This window comes from Methylomonas sp. MK1 (assembly GCF_000365425.1).
Taxonomy (GTDB): domain Bacteria; phylum Pseudomonadota; class Gammaproteobacteria; order Methylococcales; family Methylomonadaceae; genus Methylomonas.
In genome coordinates this window covers 706,676-726,221 of record NZ_AQOV01000001.1, presented here as the reverse complement: position 1 = coordinate 726,221, position 19,546 = coordinate 706,676, and the positions used below count along the sequence as shown (strand labels likewise).

Below are 19,546 nucleotides of genomic sequence, written 5' to 3'. Positions count from 1 at the left end.
CGGTTTATGCCCAAATCAGGGGGGCGCCTCTATATTGAATTAATCGGTTCGTACTAGCTCAGTCATTCTATTCAAACTTTATAGCCAACTAGCAAAAGGTTGCACGATTACCGTTGAACCAGCTTCCACTCGGGTTTGATCGGCGGTCAAGACTATGAAACAGTTGGCTTGCGACATAGAACGTAAAATTCCGGAGCCTTGCTCACCTGTCTTGCATACTGTCAACTCGCCATCAGACGCCTGACTCAAAATGCCACGCTGGTACTCTGTTCTCCCCGCTCGCTTCCTTAAAAGTGAACTGGTCACCGCTCGTAAAATTAAAGGCGGACGCGTGATTTCGCCACCAAAACGCTGCAGGGCCGGCTGCACAAACTGGCTAAAACTTACCATTACCGCTACAGGGTTGCCTGGCAAACCAAAAAACAATGCTTGTTGCAGGCGGCCAAAGGTTAATGGTCGTCCTGGCTTCATCGCCACCTTCCAAAAGATAATGTCGCCTAATTCGTTCAACACTTGATATATATAATCGGCTTTGCCGACTGACACTCCGCCGCTGCTGATAATGACATCATGACTCTTCGCAGCTAATTGCAATGTATTGCGTACTTGCATGGGATCGTCGCCAATCACGCCCAGATCAGTTATATCGCAATGCTGGCGGCTCAACATTCCAAACAGCGTATATCGATTGCTATCATAAATCTGTCCTGGCTGTAAGGCTTCCCCAACTGTCTGCAATTCATCACCGGTGGAGAAAAAGGCTACCCGCAAGCGCCGCATTACTGCAACATTATTGATGCCTAAGGAAGATAACAGCCCTAAATCTGCCGCCGTTAATCGTCGACCACAAGTCAACACAGTTTGCCCTAAACGAATATCCTCGCCAACGAATCGGACATTTTCTCCTAGTCTCGCACGACCATCGATTCTAATGCTTTCTGCGCCGAGCAGTTCGACATGCTCCTGCGGGATTACAGTGTTGCAACCCGCCGGAATCACTGCACCCGTCATTATGCGAACACACTCGCCGCTTGTACAACCCTCAAAAAATGGATGACCGGCAAAACTATTTCCAACTACCTTTAATGTGACCGTCCCGTTCTGCGGTATACCATCGGCATGCAAGGCAAACCCATCCATCGCCGAATTGTCATAAGGGGGGACATTCATTTCAGCAATAATATCTTCAGCCAAGACGCGATCAATGGATTGTCGCAACGGTAATCGTTCTTGCTCCGTACTAGCTAATGGTTTGACACAATCTATAATGGACTGCTGTGCAACATCCACAGTTATTGCTGTCGGATCATGCTCGTCACTGCAACCTGGTCTGCTTAGATGAAGAATGTCGTTATCTATCATGTTACGCATAACGCTCTGAAACTATTATGATCATCCACTGCTGCAGATACTGTCCGACTTGTTCCATATTACTGGTATGATTCCTCATATTACCTCTTACTACTTAGCTCCAAAAGCATAACTAAAATTAACTCGATAACGTTGATAAAGCCGACGTTCATTCAAGATATAAACATCCTGCTAACGCCAAATAAAATAAATATTCTGTCTTGTTTTCAAATTTGCAATTTAAATATATCGTTATGCAATTTATTGATTTTAATAATATTATGTTTTATAGATATATTAATGGTCAACATGTATTGTCTATTGAGAATTAAATAGCTAAATGCATTTGTAAAAAAGACCCTCATCACCTATTCGCCACATGGCGAAAGAGTTAGTTCTAGCATTCTTCTCTTGGAGGTAAGAAAATGCTTGGGAGAAACGCCCCCAAACCCAGTACACGCGCATCAAATGTACTGATATTTTGATGATGAAGGTCTGTAAATTGTTTCCAATCTTGACTTTATTGACCAATATATTATCTTTATTTAGTTTACGTAAATAGACAAGATGCATAAATCACTCTCACTCTGTTGATATCTGTGCTCCCAATCGAATGAAATACATTTCAAGAAGCGGGATGGGCGGTTAGCTCCACCAGATCAACCAGTAGCAATTACCTTCATACATCAACCCTTGGGGGAGTTTATATGGCTGGTAGATATTGCTGGTCATATAGTTACTGATGGAGCTAACCGTCCACCCTGTTTACAGAATATAAAATGGTAGCATCTCACCGGATACAAACAAAAGAATGTAATACCCGGCGAAATACTGACTTTTATTTTAAATAATTATTTCTTTTCAATGCGCGCACTTAATTTATCAATTCCATCAAGGTGCTCTGAAGTTACAAAAAACTCAATCATTTGGGTATCCCGCAGAGGCCACTGCGAATGTGGTTGATCACCTTCGCAATATAAGGTTTTTACTCCATTGGCACACCCTGAATAAGAGATGCAACCATCACCTTGCTTATCCGGAATCGGATCACATTTATTACAGGATGCCCACCAACCGGCCGATTGCTGACCAAATCCTGGGAACAGTCGATCTTTACTGCTATGCATGATCATCACCGACAAGGGCTCTGGACATTTGCGGTCACGTAGATCCTCATAAGTAATACCAGCAGCACTAGGTGCAATAGCGTGTGGAATGTGTCGTGTTCCCGTCATAAACGCTAGCGCCATCGCCGAAGTCCCTCCGTCTGAATGCCCTGTGATATAAACCTGCTTTTCATCAATACACCATTTTTTGGCCATCAAATGCGGAATTGTCCCTAATTCCACAGTGGTGCTAGGCGATAACTCCGGATGATCGGCATAGGCGACGATAAAGCCTGCGCGCGTAGCAGGTATCCTTGTCGACGATAGCGATATGCGCCAAGTAATGGCCCGCACCATATTGGCTGAAATCGACCGAACCATTTGTTGTACCAGTTTTAATCAATTGTGGTTCCTGATAAAAAATCCTCGTACCTTCGGGCTCTTTAGTGATCTCAAATTCAACGCTGAAATTACGCATGCTTTTACCTTCATAATCGAACACTAGTTTGGTAGGGCCGACACCAGGAATGATATTGCAATATTCCCTGTCGCCTGACAGGGTTGGTGTATAGGCTGTTAAATGCACGCGCTCGAAGCCAAGCCGAGTGTTGCAGGCATCGACTTCGTCGAGCGCGCCACGATGCGCATTGGCATTGGTTGATATTACTCCCACCATAACAAGGAACAACGCTAACCTTAACCCGTGGCTTTTAATGCTGTATGTTGGCAAGTGCTTTTTAAAACTAGCTTTCATCGGACTCTTCCTTCTACGCTCATCACATTCTGTAAAACATTATATAATTCATGATGTTATGATTATGCAGTCAAAAACGGTGCACTGCCACTGGATATATCGACTGCGTATCCGGCTGTTTCCTGGCATCCAGATGAGTTCAGACAGGCTTCCAACTCTCTGCTCAAAGGGAAATACACCTCGGCGATACGATGAAACGGTGCAGCAATTTGATTGACCTTGGAGTGGAAAAAGGAAGCCACGAAAGAGGTTTTACCTGCCAGTTTTTCGACAGCCATTGAGATATACTCATCTGCGTAGCGACGTTCAAAAGTTTTCATATCGGTCGGCACAGGGTAAATTACAATTAATTTTGCTGAACTCATAAGTTTATTGTATGGCTATCTAAATGGTGGCGCATATAAAACACCAGTTTTTATGATTAGTAAAATACCTATTTTCTATGATTGAATAGGATTATCCTATTCAACAAAATTAGTGTAATTTTATAATGCAATAAATTCGCTATTTCTGACGGTCTGCGATAAGAACTCATTCAACCAACCAGTTTTGGCGTATCTTGTTTTGACCATGTGGATTAGCATATATACATTTGCTGTTTATTGGGCAGGAAGCTTTTTGCTGAACAAGATAATGCATGGCATCAGGCGGCAATTTGGGACAGTATTTTTACTGCTAATCATGTAGTTGAATTTTATTTATGTTTTCTGTTCTACACTATCATGGGTTCTGCATCGTGGTTTTACGCGCGAACTTGTTTACCATTATTTGCAAAAGGAATTTCTCTGCCTTTAACACTTGCCGTTCTCGGGTCATTTATCATTTTTGTTGCCGTTGGCTTCAATGAGTGGGGGCATACATTTTGGTTTCGCGAGGAGTTGTTGCATTACGCTTTCGTCATTAGAGTTTGGTTCGCGCTTGCGGTGGGAGGAATTCTTCCCCAATGCGTTATTCGTATGAGCACATTGATGGAATTGATAAGTCAATAACCCGCTTTGGGAAATACATAACTTTTCCTGATTACCCACGACCCACAGCAACTTTTGACCATTCGGTTAGTCGAGCTGAAGCCTTGACTTGCCTGGAGATCCATGCCATGAAAAAAACCCGATCCAATTTCAAAAAGGCTTCAGCTTGATGGATTTCATGAAGCAGTACGGCACTGAAAGCCAGTGCGCCGAAGCGTTACTTCAGGCCCGATGGCCATCCGGTTTTCAATGCCCAGGCTGCAATCCGCCAAGAAATGTCAATAAGCTTTGGTAATGTAAATGCCCTAAACACTAGGGTTTCACGCCGTAAAAGCCGATCAAGAAAGCCTACGAACAACGTCCGGAAGCCGTCAAAGCTAGGCTGAAGAACACTATCCTGTGATTGCCGCCCAAGCTAAGGCTGAAGGCGGCGAAATCCGATGGTGCAATGAAACGGCGCTGACCAACAAAGACGTTCGCAGCTGCCTGCCGTCGACTTCAATTGACTTATGAACGCCGATAAAAAATGCTCAGATTGATTGACATGGCTGATAATATAGTGTAGATTCTGTACCAAATGGTATATTAAAATTTAAGTTTTATGGCAAGATATCAAGAATTCGATACTCAAGAAGCTCTTACTAGAGCGATGTATGTTTTTTGGGATAAAGGGTATAAAGGAGCTTCTCTGAGTGACCTTTTGAACAACATGGGCATAGGAAAAGGAAGTTTTTATGCAACCTTTGGTAGCAAACATGAGCTATTTTTAGATGCGCTGAAACTTTATAGAAGTAAGCGAGCTATGGTGCGCGAAATAGCCGATATCATGGCAAGTTTACCTGCCAAAAACGCGATTGAGCGGATTTTGGTTAGAGTTATGGATAGGGCCATTGAAGACAAGCGTTGTTGCATGTTTGGAAAAACTGCGTTGGAGTTTTGGCAAACTGACGCAAAAATATCTGAAGAAGTTGAAGGCGGTATCAAACAAGTCGAAGATGCTTTCCGTCAGGTCATCATTCGAGGTCAAAAAGATATGGAAATTGCTGCTGATAAAGATTCCGACTCGCTCGCATATTTTTTTACTGGTATTTTTTATGGTTTGCAAGTTATGGGTAGCGCCAACCCTGATCGTAAAACTTTAGAAAAGGTTATTTCAAATGCACTTATCCTGCTGGATTGATTTTTAATAAACTAAAAAATAGATGTTTTTGTAATAATACTGTACTAGTCGATATAAATAAGCGACAAGGAGATAATCAATATGTGAATCTTAATGAAGTAATACCTTAAAAACGGCATTTATTAACTGAATATTTATATATTTATGCGCACCAAAAAAACCAAACGGTACAGAATGGCGCAATGCGTGAGGACTTTTCGTGACACAGATTTTTTTAGCTAAAGACGCAGTAACTCAAGCTACGATGACGTCCAATCTCTATAACTGTTTTGTTCATTTTTTTTTCTGGCAGAAAGATCCAAAAATTGCTAAGTACTTTGAGCAGGGTCTTGGAGGAATTAAAAAAGGTTTTAAGTCGGCGATTATCAAGGGGCAAAATTCAGGGGAAATTTCAACCGATAAAGATCCTGAATCACTCGCTGATTTTCTAACTGGTCTATTTTACGGTTTACTGGCGACGGGAAGCGAAACTCTTCCCATGAATTCGGTTAGTCATATTATATCTAATGCATTGATTGATTTAGATTAGTAAGTGCTTGTTATATTCAGGCGTTTTTTTTGCGCCAAAATGTACCGAACGGTACAAATAATGTTGCAAATTGCGACGAGGAGTGAATTATGTCAACAATTAGCGTATCCACCGGTTTTGATAAAGAAACCGCCACGGTCTCCAGGATTTATGATTATCTAATCTTGGTGTTAGCCGGATTTTTATATATTGGCTCTTATCATCTGCATTTCATGCTAACGGTGGGCGACTGGGATTTTTGGCTCGATTGGAAAGACCGGCAATATTGGCCGCTTGTGACGCCCGTTCTGATGATTGCCTGGCCCGCAGCAGTGCAATCGGTATTATGGACCCATTTTCGTTTGCCTATGGGTGCAACTTTATCAGTAGTGGGTTTAATGCTGGGCATGTGGATCACTCGCGTGACCGCCTATCAAATTTGGACCAATTACCCACTAAATTTTGTGCTACCAGCCACCATGATTCCTAGCGCCTTAGTTTTGGATGCTATTTTGATGTTGTCACCTAGTTTTCTAGTGACTGCGATTGCAGGGGGCGCTTCTTTTGCGCTTTTATTCTATCCAACTAACTGGCCTATTTTTGCTATGTTCCATGTTCCAATTGAATGGCAAGGTGGATTGCAAACCATCGCCGATCAATTTGGTTTTGAATACTTACGGGCGGGTATGCCGGAATATCTACGCATCATAGAACGAGGCACATTACGAACATATGGCCAGATGGCCGCTCCTTTATCCGCCTTTTTTGCAGCGCTACTCTGCATCCTGGTTTATGCCGCAGGTTGGTATATCGGTAAAGCCTTTGCCACTGTCCGTTACCTGAAACGTGTATAGGAGAAAAAACATGAAACTATTGAAGTTATTTGTTTTTTCATCCATCTGTCTTAGTGGGCTTTTTCTTTCAACGTCAACTGCTTGGGCTCACGGTGAACGTTCTTTAGAGCCTTTTGTCCGCATGCGAACGGTTCAATGGTATGACGTTAACTGGTCAGCTAGTACGGTTGCTGTTAATGATGAACTCACCATAACCGGTAAAGTTCATGTTGCAGAAGATTGGCCTAATAGTCTTCCAAAGCCAGAAGCCGCTTATTTGGGTGTCATCGCTCCTGGTCCAGTATTTCTCCGTAAAGAACGGTGGATCAACGGCGAAGCCCATTTGAACTCATTACCCCTAAAAGTTGGTCGTGATTATGAGTTCAAAATGAAGCTTAAGGCCAGAATTCCTGGGCGTTATCACATTCATCCTTCGTTTAATATCATAGATACAGGTAATGTTGCGGGACCTGGGCAATGGGTTGAGATTACCGGTAATGCCAATGCGTTCACAAACAATGTCGAAACTGTCAAGGGAGAAATGATCAATTTAGAAACCTACGGCACTGCCAACGGTGTTCGTTGGCATATGCTGTGGATGATTCTGGGAATAGCCTGGTTGGTTTGGTGGGTTCGACGTCCGTTGTTTATTCCACGCTATGCCATGGTGAATAAGGGCGAAGAAGATAAATTGGTAACTCCTAAAGATAAAAATCTGGCTAAGGCGATACTTGTCGCGGTTCCTGTCATTGTCTTGAGCGGTTATTTTGTGACAAACAGTCAGTATCCGGAAACCATACCGTTACAAGCTTCATTGGATCTTATCCCCCCGTTACCTGAACAAGCCGATCTGGTTAACGCAAAAATTAAACGCGCTACTTACAATATTCCCCAGCGATCAATGATGATGATGGTGGAAATCAAAAACGATAGTCAAAAAACTTTGCAGATTGGTGAGTTTACCACTGGATCTGTGCGTTTTATTAATTCAAATATGAAAATTGATGCCAGTCATACGCCGCCAGAATATTTGGCGACAAACGGTATGCAAATTGAACCAAACGATTTGATTCACCCCGGTGAAGCCAAAGTTGTAAAAATCATGGCATCTGATGCTGTCTGGGAAATCGAACATCTCTCCAGTGTTATTGGTGATGCCGATAGTCGCTTTGGAGGGTTGTTGTTTTTATTCGATGATCAGGGAAATCGCTATCTATCAAGTATTTCGGCGTCTTTGATACCTGAATACAAATAAAACAACATTTATTTATATCTACATATAAACAGGAAATTATTATGGTTACTGCACCTGATAAAATTATTTCATCATCCAGCACTGAAACCTATGATAGACAGTGGTATCTGAAGGATTTTAAACGATACGCTGTGTCTTTCTTGGCAATTTTGCTTATGTACGTATCGATCACGGCTTATCAATATACTTTTGGTGCTGCTACGGGTTTAGATTCAACCGATCCTCTTTTTGAGGAATACTGGATGAATTTGTTTTATATAGAAGTCATTTTTCAACTCAGTTTGATCGGTGCACTTGGCTATTATTTTTGGAAAAACCGTGATCTACATCTTGATCAACTATCTCCACGCGAGGAATTACGACGTTATTTGAATCTGACGATGTGGATCAGCATTTATACCTTTTCAGTTTATTGGGCAGGTAGTTATTTTGCCGAACAAGATAATGCCTGGCATCAAGCTGCTATTCGCGACAACATTTTTACCGCCAATCATGTCGTTGAATTTTATCTGTGCTTTCCGTTTTATACCATCATGGGAGTTTCATCATGGTTATATGCGCGTACCCAATTACCATTATTTGCCAAAAACGTTTCGCTACCGTTGACTTTGGCTGTTGCGGGCCCCTTTATGATTTTTGTTGCTGTTGGCTTTAACGAATGGGGGCATACATTTTGGTTTAGAGAAGAACTGTTTGGTGCTTATATGCATTATGCTTTCGTTATCGGTGTGTGGTTTGCACTTGCTGTTGGAGGTATTTTGTTGCAACAAGTAACTCGCATGTCCGAACTAACCGAACTAATCAATCAAGACAATTCCAAAAAACGTTAATTAATTACAAAAAATCACATATAAAAGGTCCAGCCAACAATAACAATCTATTGTTGGCTGGGTATATGATCTTAACGAATTTATTTTTATAAAATAAATCATTATGCTATTTAATGACTATATTGTTTATGTATTAACTTTAATGGCTTCATAATAAACTAATGATGACTGCTGATATCTGTGGTTTCTGATTTAAATAAATAGTAGCTATAGTGCATTCTCAGTGTTTTATAAAATAAAATTAACGAGTTATTAATCATGTTGGCAATTGGAGCAATATTTATTGCAGTCTGGTTTTTTAAATCTGCAAAGCAAGCAAAAAAGAATCGGTATTTGTGGATGGCAATCGGTGTTATTAGTTATTATATTTTTAGTATTTTTTGTCTATATGGAATTATAAAACCAGTTTTAGGACATGCGTTTTTTATACATCGAATGAAAACCGGTATTACAATCAAGGCTTTAGCAATGGCCTTCGGGGTTTTGGTGGGGGCATTGATACGTTGGAAGTTTCTGGTTAACAGTGCTGATAAAAGCTGAAATAGCACTCTGCAAATATTTAATAAAATAATATTATGATTATTATTGTGTAATCTGTTTTTTTATAAAAATAGCAAATTTTATAAGCCGATTAACGCTCAGCTCTTACGAACGCTTGCATGTAGAATAATAATTGGCTTGTGGCATATTAACGAAAAATATTTATATCGGTTTCTAGGTAAAACGAATTTACATTGTTTTAACATTAAAGTTTTTGCATAGGGAAAACCTATTTAATCATAGAAAATAAATATTTTACTAGGCATAAAATATGTTGTTATATATGTCTCGAAAGTTGAATAATTATACGAAAAATCTATGAAGTAAAAATATTTTTAATTTACCGTATGACGCTCGAAATGAGAATTTTTAAATGATGATTGGCTAATTCTATTGTGCTCTTGGCTGTAAAAAATAGACAGGGGAAACATCTTTCGTGGTTATCTTGTTCCATTTAACGGATCAAGCAGCTGTTACATATTGCTGAGGCGTATTTCTCTTCTAACGCAAAGCTATATGTAAGTCGAAATTCACATGAATGTCAAAAAACGGTTGGAAACATAGTCGACACGTTTAACGATGGCACCCTTTTTTTTGATTACAGGAGCATAACATCATGCCTTATAAAAGAATTTTTCGAAGTGCGATGAAGATAGAGAGGATAAGCCAATGAAAACTAGTCTTGAAGAATACTTGTCGGCATACGGCATTAAAAGTTCCGGGTTTAAATTAGCGGTTATCCTTGTTTTGTCGGGACTAACGTCAATAAATGCCTATGCCCATCGTGGTGCACAAGAAGAGGTTGACGCCTGTAAAACTCGGCTTGGCTTTGAACGCGTGCATTTTACGGCATATACTCCAACGCTGACGGGTGACGCGGAATATTGCGATATTATTCCTGGACTTGGCCCTACTAAATTGGTTTTCGATTACGAAGGTAAACGTCTGCGAAATCTTAATATCGAATTTGAGATTACTAAAGAGCCCGAAGGTACGAGGATTTTTTATCAGGAACCACAATTGATTAAAACTGGTACAACAAATGGTTCGGTCGATTTCAGCCAATATGGTGCGGGCCATTACTTGGCGCATATCGCTATCGTCGACAAGGATAAGCGCCTAGATTCACATATTCCGTTCTCCGTAGGATTGGAGTCGCTGCCAGGAAAAAGCTATATGCCACAGCTTGTGATAATTGGCAGCCTGTTTTTAATGGTCTATGGATTGTTTAGGGTGGCACAGAAGGAAACGCCCAATCACACTCCCGAAACATAATCCGCTAAAGCTATTTAACCAAATCTAACAAATAAGAGAGGCACGGCTATGAATATTAATCAGTTAAAGTCTTTTCTACTTGAAGGAAATAAGTGGTGGAAGGTGTTATTCGGATTACCTGTCGTGGCTGTGATTTTCATGTTGGGTCTGGATCATAGTGGCGATTCGGTAGAACTGGGGCAAGCCAGCTATCACCCCCAAATGCATCAAGACCGCTGTCAACCTGATCAGCTTAAGGGCGATTCTGGTGCCAGTTATGGCGAATCGACCGAAAACGGCATTAAATACAACGTCCGCACCCCACTTAATTATGACCCTTCTATTGCTCACCCATTATTATTGGTATTTTCACCGGCGGGTTCGAATCGCGCCAAAACGGAGAAGACGACGGGATTGACCTTACCTGCTACGCGCGCAGGCTTTATCGTCGCCTATGCCGATCATCCGGAGTTATCGCCTAGCACCACTGTGGAATTAGGGACAATTCCGCATTTGATGGCCAAAAAATGGTGTATTGATGAAAAGCAGGTTTATATCACAGGGCATTCAGACGGAGGGACTTCGGCGATGGCGCTAGCGTTTATGACGGGAACACGACACATTCCACACGCTATTGCACCTAGTGCTGCTGGTATTACTTATGAGGATCTACGTGACCGCAAATGTCCAGAGCCCTTGTCGGTGATGATCATGCATAGCAGTAAAGATCGACTGTTCCCAGGATTTGGTCAGCAATCGGCCGGTTGGTGGGCATCTTGTAATAAATGTGATCCGATTCCGGATAAGCAAGGTGATGGTTGCATCTCTTATTCAGGGTGTGCCAATGGAGTAAAAACCTTATATTGCGAAGGTGATCAACCACATTCGCAATGGCCTCAGCTTGATACCCAAGTTATCGATTTTTTTATAACTTCTGAGTCCGTTGATAGAGTCGGTAAATTATGAACTCGCGTTGAAAATAAATAGTTATATAAAATAAAAATCAGTTTTCCTAGATGTTTCCTTGTTTTATTTTTATCTAGCGATATGTTGCTATTTTAGATAATTTAAGAAAGATATATGACTAGCTCCATCAGAAACAAAATACCGCTAGTAGATCTATCAGCTATATAAACTCCCCAAGGGTGATAGTTGAAAGTAATTTCTACTTGTGGTATCTGATGGAGCTATTCATGCATCCTATTTCTTAACATTTATTCAAGTCAGTGAGATCAAAGATATTCATAGAATGATAGAGTTATAGTGATATTATAAATTTATATAAAATACACGAAATCAATTAGTTAATTAAAAATTAGAAGAAAACTATAAGCCTTTATTATCACTAATATCAGTGCTCTTGTTAACAAACCTTTGATCATGGCCCTGTTTTGATTTGCCTAGTAGATGACTAATGACAACAGATAATTGATTTTAATGAATATTAATAATGACCTCATAAAGTTTATACATTTAACAGATGTTTTAAAACTCAGTAAGATTTTTCCAAAGTACGCTGAAGTTATGCGATCAGCGATAGCATACAAACCATTTTAATCCGTGTTTAGTGAGTCAGTCATGGCATTAGGCTTTTTTCATCCAATAAGTGTAGTCACAGAAGGCTCTGTTCCAACCTCAGGAGAGTCATTCGTTGATTTATCTAATCAGCCTATAGATATAAAAGTCGGATCTAAGTTGTCTGGCCAGGAACCAACCCTAGCTATCCAAGACTTGGCTTTGGAAATGAAGAAGGCAAAAAATGAACTTCTGCGCTTACTTCTAGAAAATCCTATTGCCTATGGTTATTTGATTGATCAACTATTGGTTAGCAAAGGTGAAAGTGTCGATTATTCATTCAATATTAATGATAAAACCGTTGACGAGGAGATTGTTCAAAATAACGATCTTGTAAAATCCCATTTCACCTCGCACTTCCCCTTACAAAACAAAAATCAGTTTTTTGTTGGTAACGGTTCGGAATCAGTTCGTCTGGAAGATGTACATTTTTTTCCAGCATTTTTGATTCGGATTGCCGATCGAACTTTACATACATATCCCAACGACATCGCCCATAAAGTTGAGTTGGCAACTTCCCGCCGTCATTTGCAAGACATCCGACAAAGAATGATTGGCGCCAATACTGGTCTTGTGGCTTTTCTTGCGTATAAATACAAAACCAGCACCTTAAGTTTTGACGATTTAATGCAGGAAGGGGTAATCGGTTTGATCAGAGCGGTGGACAGATTCGATCCCAGTCGAGGGATACGCTTTTCCACCTATGCGGTGTTCTGGATCAAACAAGCCATATCCAGACTGATCGTCAAGCAGGAAAAAGTGGTTCGCCTTCCGATTGCGATGGCCGAAAAAGCCTCAGTAGTGTTCGAGGCAATGAGAAATTGCTATCTCGAACACCAGCGTTGGCCGAGTCTGGTGGAACTCCAAGCCCGCTGCGAACTATCGCTGGAAGAGATTAAAACCATCAGTAGCTACTATCAGGCTACCCATTCCCTGGATGAATCGCTATCCGGTGAGAAAGACGATCAAACACTGATGTCCGGCCTTATACAGCATCAGTTTCCTCAGCCATTGGACGAACTCGTTGACCAACACCTTAGCCTCTACCTCGGCAAAATCATTGCCAGTCTTCCCGAGAAGGAAGCAGCGATATTGAATATGCGTTTTGGTCTAAAAAATCACACCGAGATGACACTGCAAGCCATCGCCGAACAATTGCACGTCACCCGCGAGCGGGTTCGGCAAATACAGAATAAAGCCCTAAAAAAACTAAAACAAAACTTCGGTTATGACCTGATGCCGTTTCTTGAGCCTAACGATGGCTGAAAAAACCAGGTAAACCAACGATAACGAGAGGAGCGACCATGTCGTCAGAAAAACACAACACCAGCAAACCGACGCTGCCGACCGACTGGAAGACCGAGGCCGACAAATACTGGCAACAAGTCAGCCAACGCGGCGCCGATTTTTATCGCGACCACAAGCACCGGTTATCGTTGCAGAATGTCGGCGCGGTATTGGGCGGCTCGCTGGCCCTGGCCTGGCTGGTCAGCGGCGTATATATCGTCGACCAGGGTAACCGCGGCGTCGTCAGCCGTTTCGGTGCTTACATCGACACCACCCAGCCCGGCCCGCACTGGCATGTTCCGCTGCCGATCGAAACCGTCAAGATCGTCAATGTCGAGCAGCATCGCTTTATCGAAATCGGCTATTCCAGTCGCTTTACCAAATCGGCTACCTTGCCTCAGGACTCCCTGATGCTGACCAGCGATGAGAACATCGTTACCGTCCGCCTGGCTGTGCAATACCAGATCAACAACGCCAAAGACTATCTGTTCAACGTCAAGGACAGCGAGGCCACCCTCAAACAACTGACCGAAAGCGTGGAGCGGGCGGTGATCGGCCGCAACCACATGGACTTCATCCTCACCGAAGGCCGCAGTGAAATCGTCGCCGAAATCAAACGCGAGATTCAAGCGGCGATGGACGATTACCACGCCGGCATCACCATCGCCAGCGTCAACCTGCAGGATGCCCAGCCGCCGGAAGAAGTGCAAGGCGCCTTTGAAGACGCCATCCGCGCTCGCGAGGACAAGCAACGGCTGATCAACGAAGCCGAAGCCTACAGCAACGAAATCATCCCCAAGGCCCGCGGTGCCGCCGCTCGTTTGTTGCAGGAAGCCCAAGCCTACGAGGCGGAAAAAGTCGCCAAGGCCAAGGGCGAAACCGAGCGTTTCGACCAGTTGTTGGTGGAATACGAGAAAAACCCGGCCATTACCCGCAAACGCTTGTACCTGGAAGCCAAGGAAAAGCTTTACAGCAGCAGCAACAAAATCATGATTGAAGCGGAACGCAACGCGCCGCAGTTTTATATGCCGTTGCAATCGACCCCAAGCCATAGTGCAACCGCGAAAACGCCCCAAGCTCCCGAGGTCAACAACGACAGCGAGGCTAACGACAAAGGCGTTTCTCATAAAGCGGCTACCAACACTGAACTGCGCCCCAGCCGGAGTAGACCATGAACAGTAAAACCATAACGCTATTGCCGGCTTTTGTACCCCTTCTGGTACTGGCTTACCTGTCGGTTTTTCATGTCAACCAGCATGAAAAGGCTATCCTGTTTCGTCTCGGTGAAATGGTCGCTTCAGAGTTTACGCCGGGACTCCACTTTAAGACCCCCATCATCAATAACGTTAGTACATTCGATGCGCGTGTACTGACCTTGGACACCAAGTCCGAGCGTTTTCTTACCTCCGAAAAGAAGAACGTGATTGTCGACTCGTTCGCCAAGTGGCGAATCGGTGATGTGGGTCTCTTTTACACCACGGTTGGAGGCGATGACTATCAAGCCAATCTGCGTCTCGAGCAAGTCCTGAAAGATGCAATGCGCGGCGAATTTGGTCTCCGTACCATCAAGCAGCTAATCTCCGAAGACCGCACCGAACTGCGGCAAACCCTGTTGACCAAACTGACGCCGGTAGCCGGTAAATTCGGCATCGAGCTGATCGATATCCGTATCAAACGCATCGATCTGCCGCCGGAAGTCAGCAGTTCGGTTTACCAAAGAATGCGCGCCGAGCGCGAACGGGTCGCGCGGGAATTCCGCTCGCAAGGCTCGGAAAGCGCCGAATCGATCAGTGCCGAAGCCGACAAGCAGAGGCAGGTACTGTTGGCCAACGCCCGACGCGATGCAGAAAACATCCGCGGCCGTGGTGACGCTCAATCGGCGGATATTTACGCCAAAAGCTTCGGCAAGAATCCCGAATTCTATGCCTTTTACCGCAGCCTGCAGGCTTATCAGACGGCGTTCGAGAAGACCGACGACACCTTGGTATTGAAGCCGGATTCTGACTTTTTCAGATATTTCAATAATGAAAAATAGGTCCGTACACAAGGTACAAGACTCAAAACATCCACATTGTTGACCCAATTTTTTTGAACGTTGAACCCTGGACACTGAACCTGATGCGGAGCATTTCCATGAAAAAACTTTTAATTTTTCTGACGATCATTACCGCCATCGGTCTGGTTGTTTATGCGATTTTCAGCCGCAGTCTGCCGAATTACGATCCGCATTACGACATCTCCTATTCGGATTTTATAGAGGATGTGCGAGGAAAAGCCGTCACGGAAGTGACCATCAACGGCAACTATGTCGATGGCCACCGCCAGAACGGCACCCGGTTTGCCACCTATAACCCCAACGATTCGCGGATGATCGACGAATTACTGGAATATGGCGTCAAAATCAAGGTCGAAAAACCGCCCGTGCAGTCCACCTTCATGACTATCTTAATCTCCTGGGCGCCGACTCTGCTGTTTATCGCGGTATTGATTTACTTCATGCGCAAACAGCAAATGGGTGCGAGTGGCGGCGCCAACAGTTTCGGTAAAAGCCGCGCAAAACTGATGGCGGAAGATCAGGTGAAAGTCCGTTTCAAGGATGTGGCCGGCGTCGAGGAAGCCAAGGAAGACGTGGTGGAAATGGTGGATTTTTTGAAAGATCCCGGCAAATACGAAGCACTTGGGGGGAAGATTCCGCGCGGCGTGCTGATGGTCGGCCCACCGGGTACCGGCAAAACCCTGCTGGCGCGCGCTATTGCCGGCGAAGCCGAAGTACCATTCTTCTCGATCTCGGGTTCCGATTTCGTGGAAATGTTCGTCGGCGTCGGCGCCTCCAGGGTGCGGGACATGTTTGAGCAGGCCAAGAAACGCGCGCCCTGCATCATCTTCATCGACGAAATCGATGCGGTGGGCAGGCAGCGCGGCGGCGCTGGCATGGGCGGCGGCAACGACGAGCGCGAGCAGACCTTGAACCAGTTACTGGTGGAAATGGACGGTTTCAGCGGCAACGAGGGCATTATCGTCATCGCCGCCACTAACCGCGCCGATGTCCTGGATAAAGCCCTGCTCAGACCGGGTCGTTTCGATCGCCAGGTTCAGGTCGGCTTGCCGGACATCAAAGGCCGCGAGCAAATCCTCAAGGTTCATGCTGACAAGGTTCCCCTGGCCGACGACGTCAACATCAACGACCTGGCCCGCGGCACCCCCGGTTTTTCCGGCGCCGAGCTGGCCAACCTGATCAACGAAGGCGCGCTGTTCGCCGCTCGCCACAACCAGCGGGTGGTGACCATGAATGACCTGGACAAAGCTCGCGATAAGATGATCATGGGTGCGGAAAAGCGCACCATGGTGATGGGCCGCGAAGAGTTGTTGATGACCGCCTATCACGAAGCCGGCCACGCCATCGTCGGCCGCATCGTTCCCGAGCATGATCCAGTCTACAAAGTCAGCATCATGCCGCGCGGCGGCGCCTTGGGCATCACCATGTTCCTGCCCGAGCGCGATCAGTACAGCGCCTCGAAAGACAAGCTGGAAAGCCAGATATCCAGTCTGTTCGGCGGCCGGGTCGCGGAAGCCTTAATCTACGGTAAAAACAAAGTGACCACCGGCGCCTCCAACGACATCCAAAGAGCCACGCAACTGGCCCGGAATATGGTCACCAAATGGGGTTTGTCGGAGCGGCTAGGGCCTATGGACTATGGCGATAGCGAAGGCGGTTACATGGGGGCACAAGCCAAGCCGATGTCGGAACAAATGGCACAGATCATCGACGAAGAAATCCGGCATATGGTGGACAGCAACTACCAACGCGCCGAAACCATTCTCAAAGCGCATATCGAGATCCTGCACAACATGGCGTATACGCTTCTGGATTGGGAAACCATCGACAAATTTCAAATTGATGAATTGATGCAAGGAAAAATTATTGCGCCGCCTATATTTGAAATTCATGAATCGAGCATTGATGACATAAAAACAAATCAGAATTCAGAAGAAGTTGAAAACGACCAATTAGCTCAAAATATATTTGCATTATCTTGAGTCTAATTTTAATTAGATAATTTTTGGTAAAACCAATTTTTATAAATTTCATTATCTATATGTACATGGCTTTTTTTATATTGATGAAAATTTACATTGGTTTATTTTTTACTTTTGATTATTCCATATTGGGCTTGAGTGATTCGGCTCGATTAATAGCAGTAACTAACGTTTAGGAGAAGGTCTATGAAAACCACACAAATATTCAGAAAGAGTTTCCTTGGATTTCTGGGGATGATTTTTTCAACCATTCTTTGGGCGCACGGCGGTGCGGCCGGCACAGATACCGACCAATGCAAGTTCGAACTGGAAAAAGATCATTGGCTGCATTACACGGCTTATCAACCGAAAGCTTATCCGGCTAAAGATTTTTGCGGCAGCCTTCCCGATATCAACACGCTGACGCAGTTGGTATTCGACTACCAAGATCAGCGTTACCGCAACATGGCGATCGAATTTGAAGTCACCAAGGAGCCTGAAGGAAAACGGGTTTTCTTTTCGGAAGCCGAGAAACACAAGTCCGGAACCGTGGTATTAAATATGCCGGATGGAGTAGCTGAACAAGGCAAATATCTGATTCATATTACCTTGCTGCAAGATAACGGCGATAGACTGGATGCGCACATGAACTTTAAGGCAGGGGTAGGGCAACCAGCCAGCAAAAGTAAAATCGGTATATACATAGTCGCGTTCTTGACTATTCTTTATTTAGTATATTTAACCAATGCGCGCTTCAAACGCACAATAGGTAAATTAGTCAGAAGAACTCACGCCGAATCTAAAATCTAAGCCTTTAAAGGTTAAGGAACCTCTGATTAATTACCGGCGAGCGATATAATTCAGCAACAGCCCTGATTTCGAGATAACGCGCATGGAACAGTATCAACAACTTAGTTTTGCGGATGTCGAATACGCCAACAAAGGTAAACTCACACGGCGGGAAAAGTTTCTGAACCAACTCGAAGAGCTGTTGCCGTGGTCAGTCATGGGAGCGGTGATTGAACCGCATTACGCATCCGGTAAAGGGTATGGCCGCAAGCCGTTTGCCTTGAATGCCATGCTTCATGTTCACGTAGCGCAGATTGTCTACAACTACTCCGATCCTGGCATGGAAGACGCGCTGTACGAGATTGAGTCCCTGCGACGTTTTTGTGGGATTCGCCTGGAAGCCGTGCCCGATGAGAGCACGATTTTGCAATTTCGGCATTTGCTGGAACAGCACGGCTTGACCGAGCAAATCTTCCAAGCCATCAACCAAACGCTGAGTGAACGCGGGCTGTTTTCAAGAGCCGGCACCATCGTCGACGCCAGCCTGATTGCCGCGCCGACCTCGACCAAAAACACAAGCCAGTCACGTGACCCCGAAATGCATTCCAGCAAAAAGGGTAATCAATGGTTTTTCGGCAGCAAATTTCACATCGGCGTCGATAGCGAAACCGGCTTGGTGCATACGCTCAAAGTCACCGCAGGGAACGTAAGCGACGTAGCCGAAGCGGCTGCCTTGCTGCACGGCGAAGAGCAATTCGTGCACGGTGACGCCGGTTATCAAGGCTTGGACAAGCGCCCCGAGATGCCCACCGAAAATCCACCGATCTGCGTGATTGCGATGCGCCCTGGCAAACTGACTAAGCTAACGAAAGACGACAGCGAAGAGGCTCAGTTACTGCGGGCGGCAGCCAGAGAGTTGGCAAGCCGCCGCGCCAAGGTCGAACACGTGTTTCGAGACATTAAGATCCGCTTTGGTTACGCCAAGAATCGCTATCGTGGTATAGCCAAAAACGCCGCCCGATTAACCTTTTTAACCGCGATTGCCAATGTGCTGCGCGGTGATGCGTATGAGCGTCGATGCCTCATTGCGCCTGGAATTTGAAAATAGGCTTGGAAATGGGCTTGTTTTCGAGAAAAACCGGCTCGTTTGATGAAAAAACGGTCGATTATTGAAATCTTTGACCAATCTTGGAAATTACTGCCGCTCAAAATGGCAGTTTTTCAGAGGTTCCTTAAGAGAAAGATGAGCGCATTGTTAGATTTATCTGTTCGAATTGCAAAAGCGAGAATAATCTTTCTA

General features: G+C 44.4%; 19 protein-coding genes and 2 pseudogenes. 17 read left to right on the top strand and 4 right to left on the bottom strand.

What is annotated here, in order from left to right; all coding sequences use genetic code 11:
- Window positions 1-78: 78 nt before the first annotated feature.
- From moeA to G006_RS0103360, 4 genes are all read right to left on the bottom strand, one after another.
- Window positions 79-1,362 (bottom strand): molybdopterin molybdotransferase MoeA, encoded by a 1,284-nt coding sequence (moeA, locus tag G006_RS0103380; protein ID WP_152428790.1) that lies wholly within the window; start codon window positions 1,360-1,362, stop codon window positions 79-81.
- Between the two features lie 839 nt (window positions 1,363-2,201).
- Entirely contained in the window at window positions 2,202-2,672 is a 471-nt protein-coding gene (locus tag G006_RS24840; RefSeq protein WP_020481752.1) for a hypothetical protein, read from the bottom strand.
- 34 nt (window positions 2,673-2,706) lie between these two features.
- Window positions 2,707-3,210, bottom strand: coding sequence for a hypothetical protein (locus tag G006_RS24835; RefSeq protein WP_020481751.1), 504 nt, complete (start codon window positions 3,208-3,210; stop codon window positions 2,707-2,709).
- A 62-nt stretch (window positions 3,211-3,272) separates the two neighbouring features.
- Window positions 3,273-3,575 carry a hypothetical protein gene (locus G006_RS0103360; RefSeq protein ID WP_026146817.1) on the bottom strand — a complete coding sequence of 101 codons (303 nt, stop codon included), beginning with the start codon at window positions 3,573-3,575 and terminating at the stop codon, window positions 3,273-3,275.
- A gap of 237 nt (window positions 3,576-3,812) precedes the next feature.
- Here G006_RS0103360 and G006_RS26575 point away from each other — a divergent pair, with 237 nt between their 5' ends.
- From G006_RS26575 to G006_RS0103285, 17 genes and pseudogenes are all read left to right on the top strand, one after another.
- Window positions 3,813-4,199 carry a methane monooxygenase/ammonia monooxygenase subunit C gene (locus G006_RS26575; protein ID WP_020481749.1) on the top strand — a complete coding sequence of 129 codons (387 nt, stop codon included), beginning with the start codon at window positions 3,813-3,815 and terminating at the stop codon, window positions 4,197-4,199.
- A 148-nt stretch (window positions 4,200-4,347) separates the two neighbouring features.
- Window positions 4,348-4,440, top strand: a pseudogene (locus tag G006_RS27540) (transposase); the annotation flags it as partial.
- A gap of 54 nt (window positions 4,441-4,494) precedes the next feature.
- Window positions 4,495-4,658 (top strand): annotated as a pseudogene (locus G006_RS28755) (IS630 family transposase); the annotation flags it as partial.
- 121 nt (window positions 4,659-4,779) lie between these two features.
- Window positions 4,780-5,358 (top strand): TetR/AcrR family transcriptional regulator, encoded by a 579-nt coding sequence (locus G006_RS24825; protein WP_020481748.1) that lies wholly within the window; start codon window positions 4,780-4,782, stop codon window positions 5,356-5,358.
- A 199-nt stretch (window positions 5,359-5,557) separates the two neighbouring features.
- Window positions 5,558-5,887, top strand: a complete 330-nt coding sequence (locus G006_RS0103345) for a hypothetical protein (RefSeq protein WP_020481747.1) — start codon at window positions 5,558-5,560, stop codon at window positions 5,885-5,887.
- Window positions 5,888-5,976: 89 nt separating this feature from the next.
- The gene (amoA, locus tag G006_RS0103340; protein ID WP_020481746.1) at window positions 5,977-6,720 is read left to right on the top strand and encodes a bacterial ammonia monooxygenase, subunit AmoA; all 744 of its coding nucleotides are present in this window, start codon (window positions 5,977-5,979) and stop codon (window positions 6,718-6,720) included.
- Between the two features lie 10 nt (window positions 6,721-6,730).
- Complete coding sequence (gene amoB, locus G006_RS0103335; RefSeq protein WP_020481745.1) at window positions 6,731-7,954, top strand: bacterial ammonia monooxygenase, subunit AmoB; 1,224 nt, start codon at window positions 6,731-6,733, stop codon at window positions 7,952-7,954.
- Window positions 7,955-7,995: 41 nt separating this feature from the next.
- Window positions 7,996-8,784, top strand: a complete 789-nt coding sequence (gene amoC, locus G006_RS0103330; RefSeq protein WP_033193892.1) for a bacterial ammonia monooxygenase, subunit AmoC — start codon at window positions 7,996-7,998, stop codon at window positions 8,782-8,784.
- 258 nt (window positions 8,785-9,042) lie between these two features.
- On the top strand, window positions 9,043-9,324 hold the full coding sequence (locus G006_RS0103325) for a hypothetical protein (protein WP_020481743.1): 282 nt from the start codon (window positions 9,043-9,045) through the stop codon (window positions 9,322-9,324).
- Window positions 9,325-9,993: 669 nt separating this feature from the next.
- Window positions 9,994-10,599: a hypothetical protein gene (locus G006_RS0103320; protein WP_020481742.1), complete on the top strand. Its 606-nt coding sequence runs from the start codon at window positions 9,994-9,996 to the stop codon at window positions 10,597-10,599.
- Between the two features lie 48 nt (window positions 10,600-10,647).
- On the top strand, window positions 10,648-11,544 hold the full coding sequence (locus G006_RS0103315; protein WP_020481741.1) for an alpha/beta hydrolase family esterase: 897 nt from the start codon (window positions 10,648-10,650) through the stop codon (window positions 11,542-11,544).
- A gap of 612 nt (window positions 11,545-12,156) precedes the next feature.
- Window positions 12,157-13,419: a sigma-70 family RNA polymerase sigma factor gene (locus G006_RS0103310; protein ID WP_152428789.1), complete on the top strand. Its 1,263-nt coding sequence runs from the start codon at window positions 12,157-12,159 to the stop codon at window positions 13,417-13,419.
- Window positions 13,420-13,457: 38 nt separating this feature from the next.
- The gene (gene hflK / locus G006_RS0103305) at window positions 13,458-14,615 is read left to right on the top strand and encodes an FtsH protease activity modulator HflK (protein WP_020481739.1); all 1,158 of its coding nucleotides are present in this window, start codon (window positions 13,458-13,460) and stop codon (window positions 14,613-14,615) included.
- A complete protein-coding gene (gene hflC / locus G006_RS0103300) occupies window positions 14,612-15,475 on the top strand; it encodes a protease modulator HflC (protein WP_020481738.1) in 864 nt (287 codons plus the stop codon). Before hflK ends, hflC begins: the two co-directional genes overlap by 4 nt.
- 98 nt (window positions 15,476-15,573) lie before the next feature.
- Entirely contained in the window at window positions 15,574-17,478 is a 1,905-nt protein-coding gene (gene ftsH / locus G006_RS0103295; protein ID WP_020481737.1) for an ATP-dependent zinc metalloprotease FtsH, read from the top strand.
- A gap of 186 nt (window positions 17,479-17,664) precedes the next feature.
- A complete protein-coding gene (locus G006_RS0103290) occupies window positions 17,665-18,267 on the top strand; it encodes a hypothetical protein (protein WP_033193891.1) in 603 nt (200 codons plus the stop codon).
- Between the two features lie 82 nt (window positions 18,268-18,349).
- Window positions 18,350-19,348, top strand: coding sequence for an IS5 family transposase (locus G006_RS0103285; protein WP_020481735.1), 999 nt, complete (start codon window positions 18,350-18,352; stop codon window positions 19,346-19,348).
- The last annotated feature ends 198 nt before the right edge of the window (window positions 19,349-19,546 follow it).

Bases quoted from the DNA above. Each gene is read 5' to 3' on its own strand.
- G006_RS24835 (WP_020481751.1), bottom strand. From the start codon at position 3,210: ATGAAAGCTAGTTTTAAAAAGCACTTGCCAACATACAGCATTAAAAGC.
- G006_RS0103325 (WP_020481743.1), top strand. From the start codon at position 9,043: ATGTTGGCAATTGGAGCAATATTTATTGCAGTCTGGTTTTTTAAATCT.
- G006_RS0103315 (WP_020481741.1), top strand. From the start codon at position 10,648: ATGAATATTAATCAGTTAAAGTCTTTTCTACTTGAAGGAAATAAGTGG.
- G006_RS0103290 (WP_033193891.1), top strand. From the start codon at position 17,665: ATGAAAACCACACAAATATTCAGAAAGAGTTTCCTTGGATTTCTGGGG.
- G006_RS24840 (WP_020481752.1), bottom strand. From the start codon at position 2,672: ATGGCCAAAAAATGGTGTATTGATGAAAAGCAGGTTTATATCACAGGG.
- G006_RS0103360 (WP_026146817.1), bottom strand. From the start codon at position 3,575: ATGAGTTCAGCAAAATTAATTGTAATTTACCCTGTGCCGACCGATATG.
- moeA (WP_152428790.1), bottom strand. From the start codon at position 1,362: ATGATAGATAACGACATTCTTCATCTAAGCAGACCAGGTTGCAGTGAC.
- hflC (WP_020481738.1), top strand. From the start codon at position 14,612: ATGAACAGTAAAACCATAACGCTATTGCCGGCTTTTGTACCCCTTCTG.
- G006_RS0103285 (WP_020481735.1), top strand. From the start codon at position 18,350: ATGGAACAGTATCAACAACTTAGTTTTGCGGATGTCGAATACGCCAAC.
- hflK (WP_020481739.1), top strand. From the start codon at position 13,458: ATGTCGTCAGAAAAACACAACACCAGCAAACCGACGCTGCCGACCGAC.
- amoB (WP_020481745.1), top strand. From the start codon at position 6,731: ATGAAACTATTGAAGTTATTTGTTTTTTCATCCATCTGTCTTAGTGGG.
- G006_RS0103320 (WP_020481742.1), top strand. From the start codon at position 9,994: ATGAAAACTAGTCTTGAAGAATACTTGTCGGCATACGGCATTAAAAGT.
- amoC (WP_033193892.1), top strand. From the start codon at position 7,996: ATGGTTACTGCACCTGATAAAATTATTTCATCATCCAGCACTGAAACC.
- ftsH (WP_020481737.1), top strand. From the start codon at position 15,574: ATGAAAAAACTTTTAATTTTTCTGACGATCATTACCGCCATCGGTCTG.
- G006_RS0103310 (WP_152428789.1), top strand. From the start codon at position 12,157: ATGGCATTAGGCTTTTTTCATCCAATAAGTGTAGTCACAGAAGGCTCT.
- G006_RS24825 (WP_020481748.1), top strand. From the start codon at position 4,780: ATGGCAAGATATCAAGAATTCGATACTCAAGAAGCTCTTACTAGAGCG.
- amoA (WP_020481746.1), top strand. From the start codon at position 5,977: ATGTCAACAATTAGCGTATCCACCGGTTTTGATAAAGAAACCGCCACG.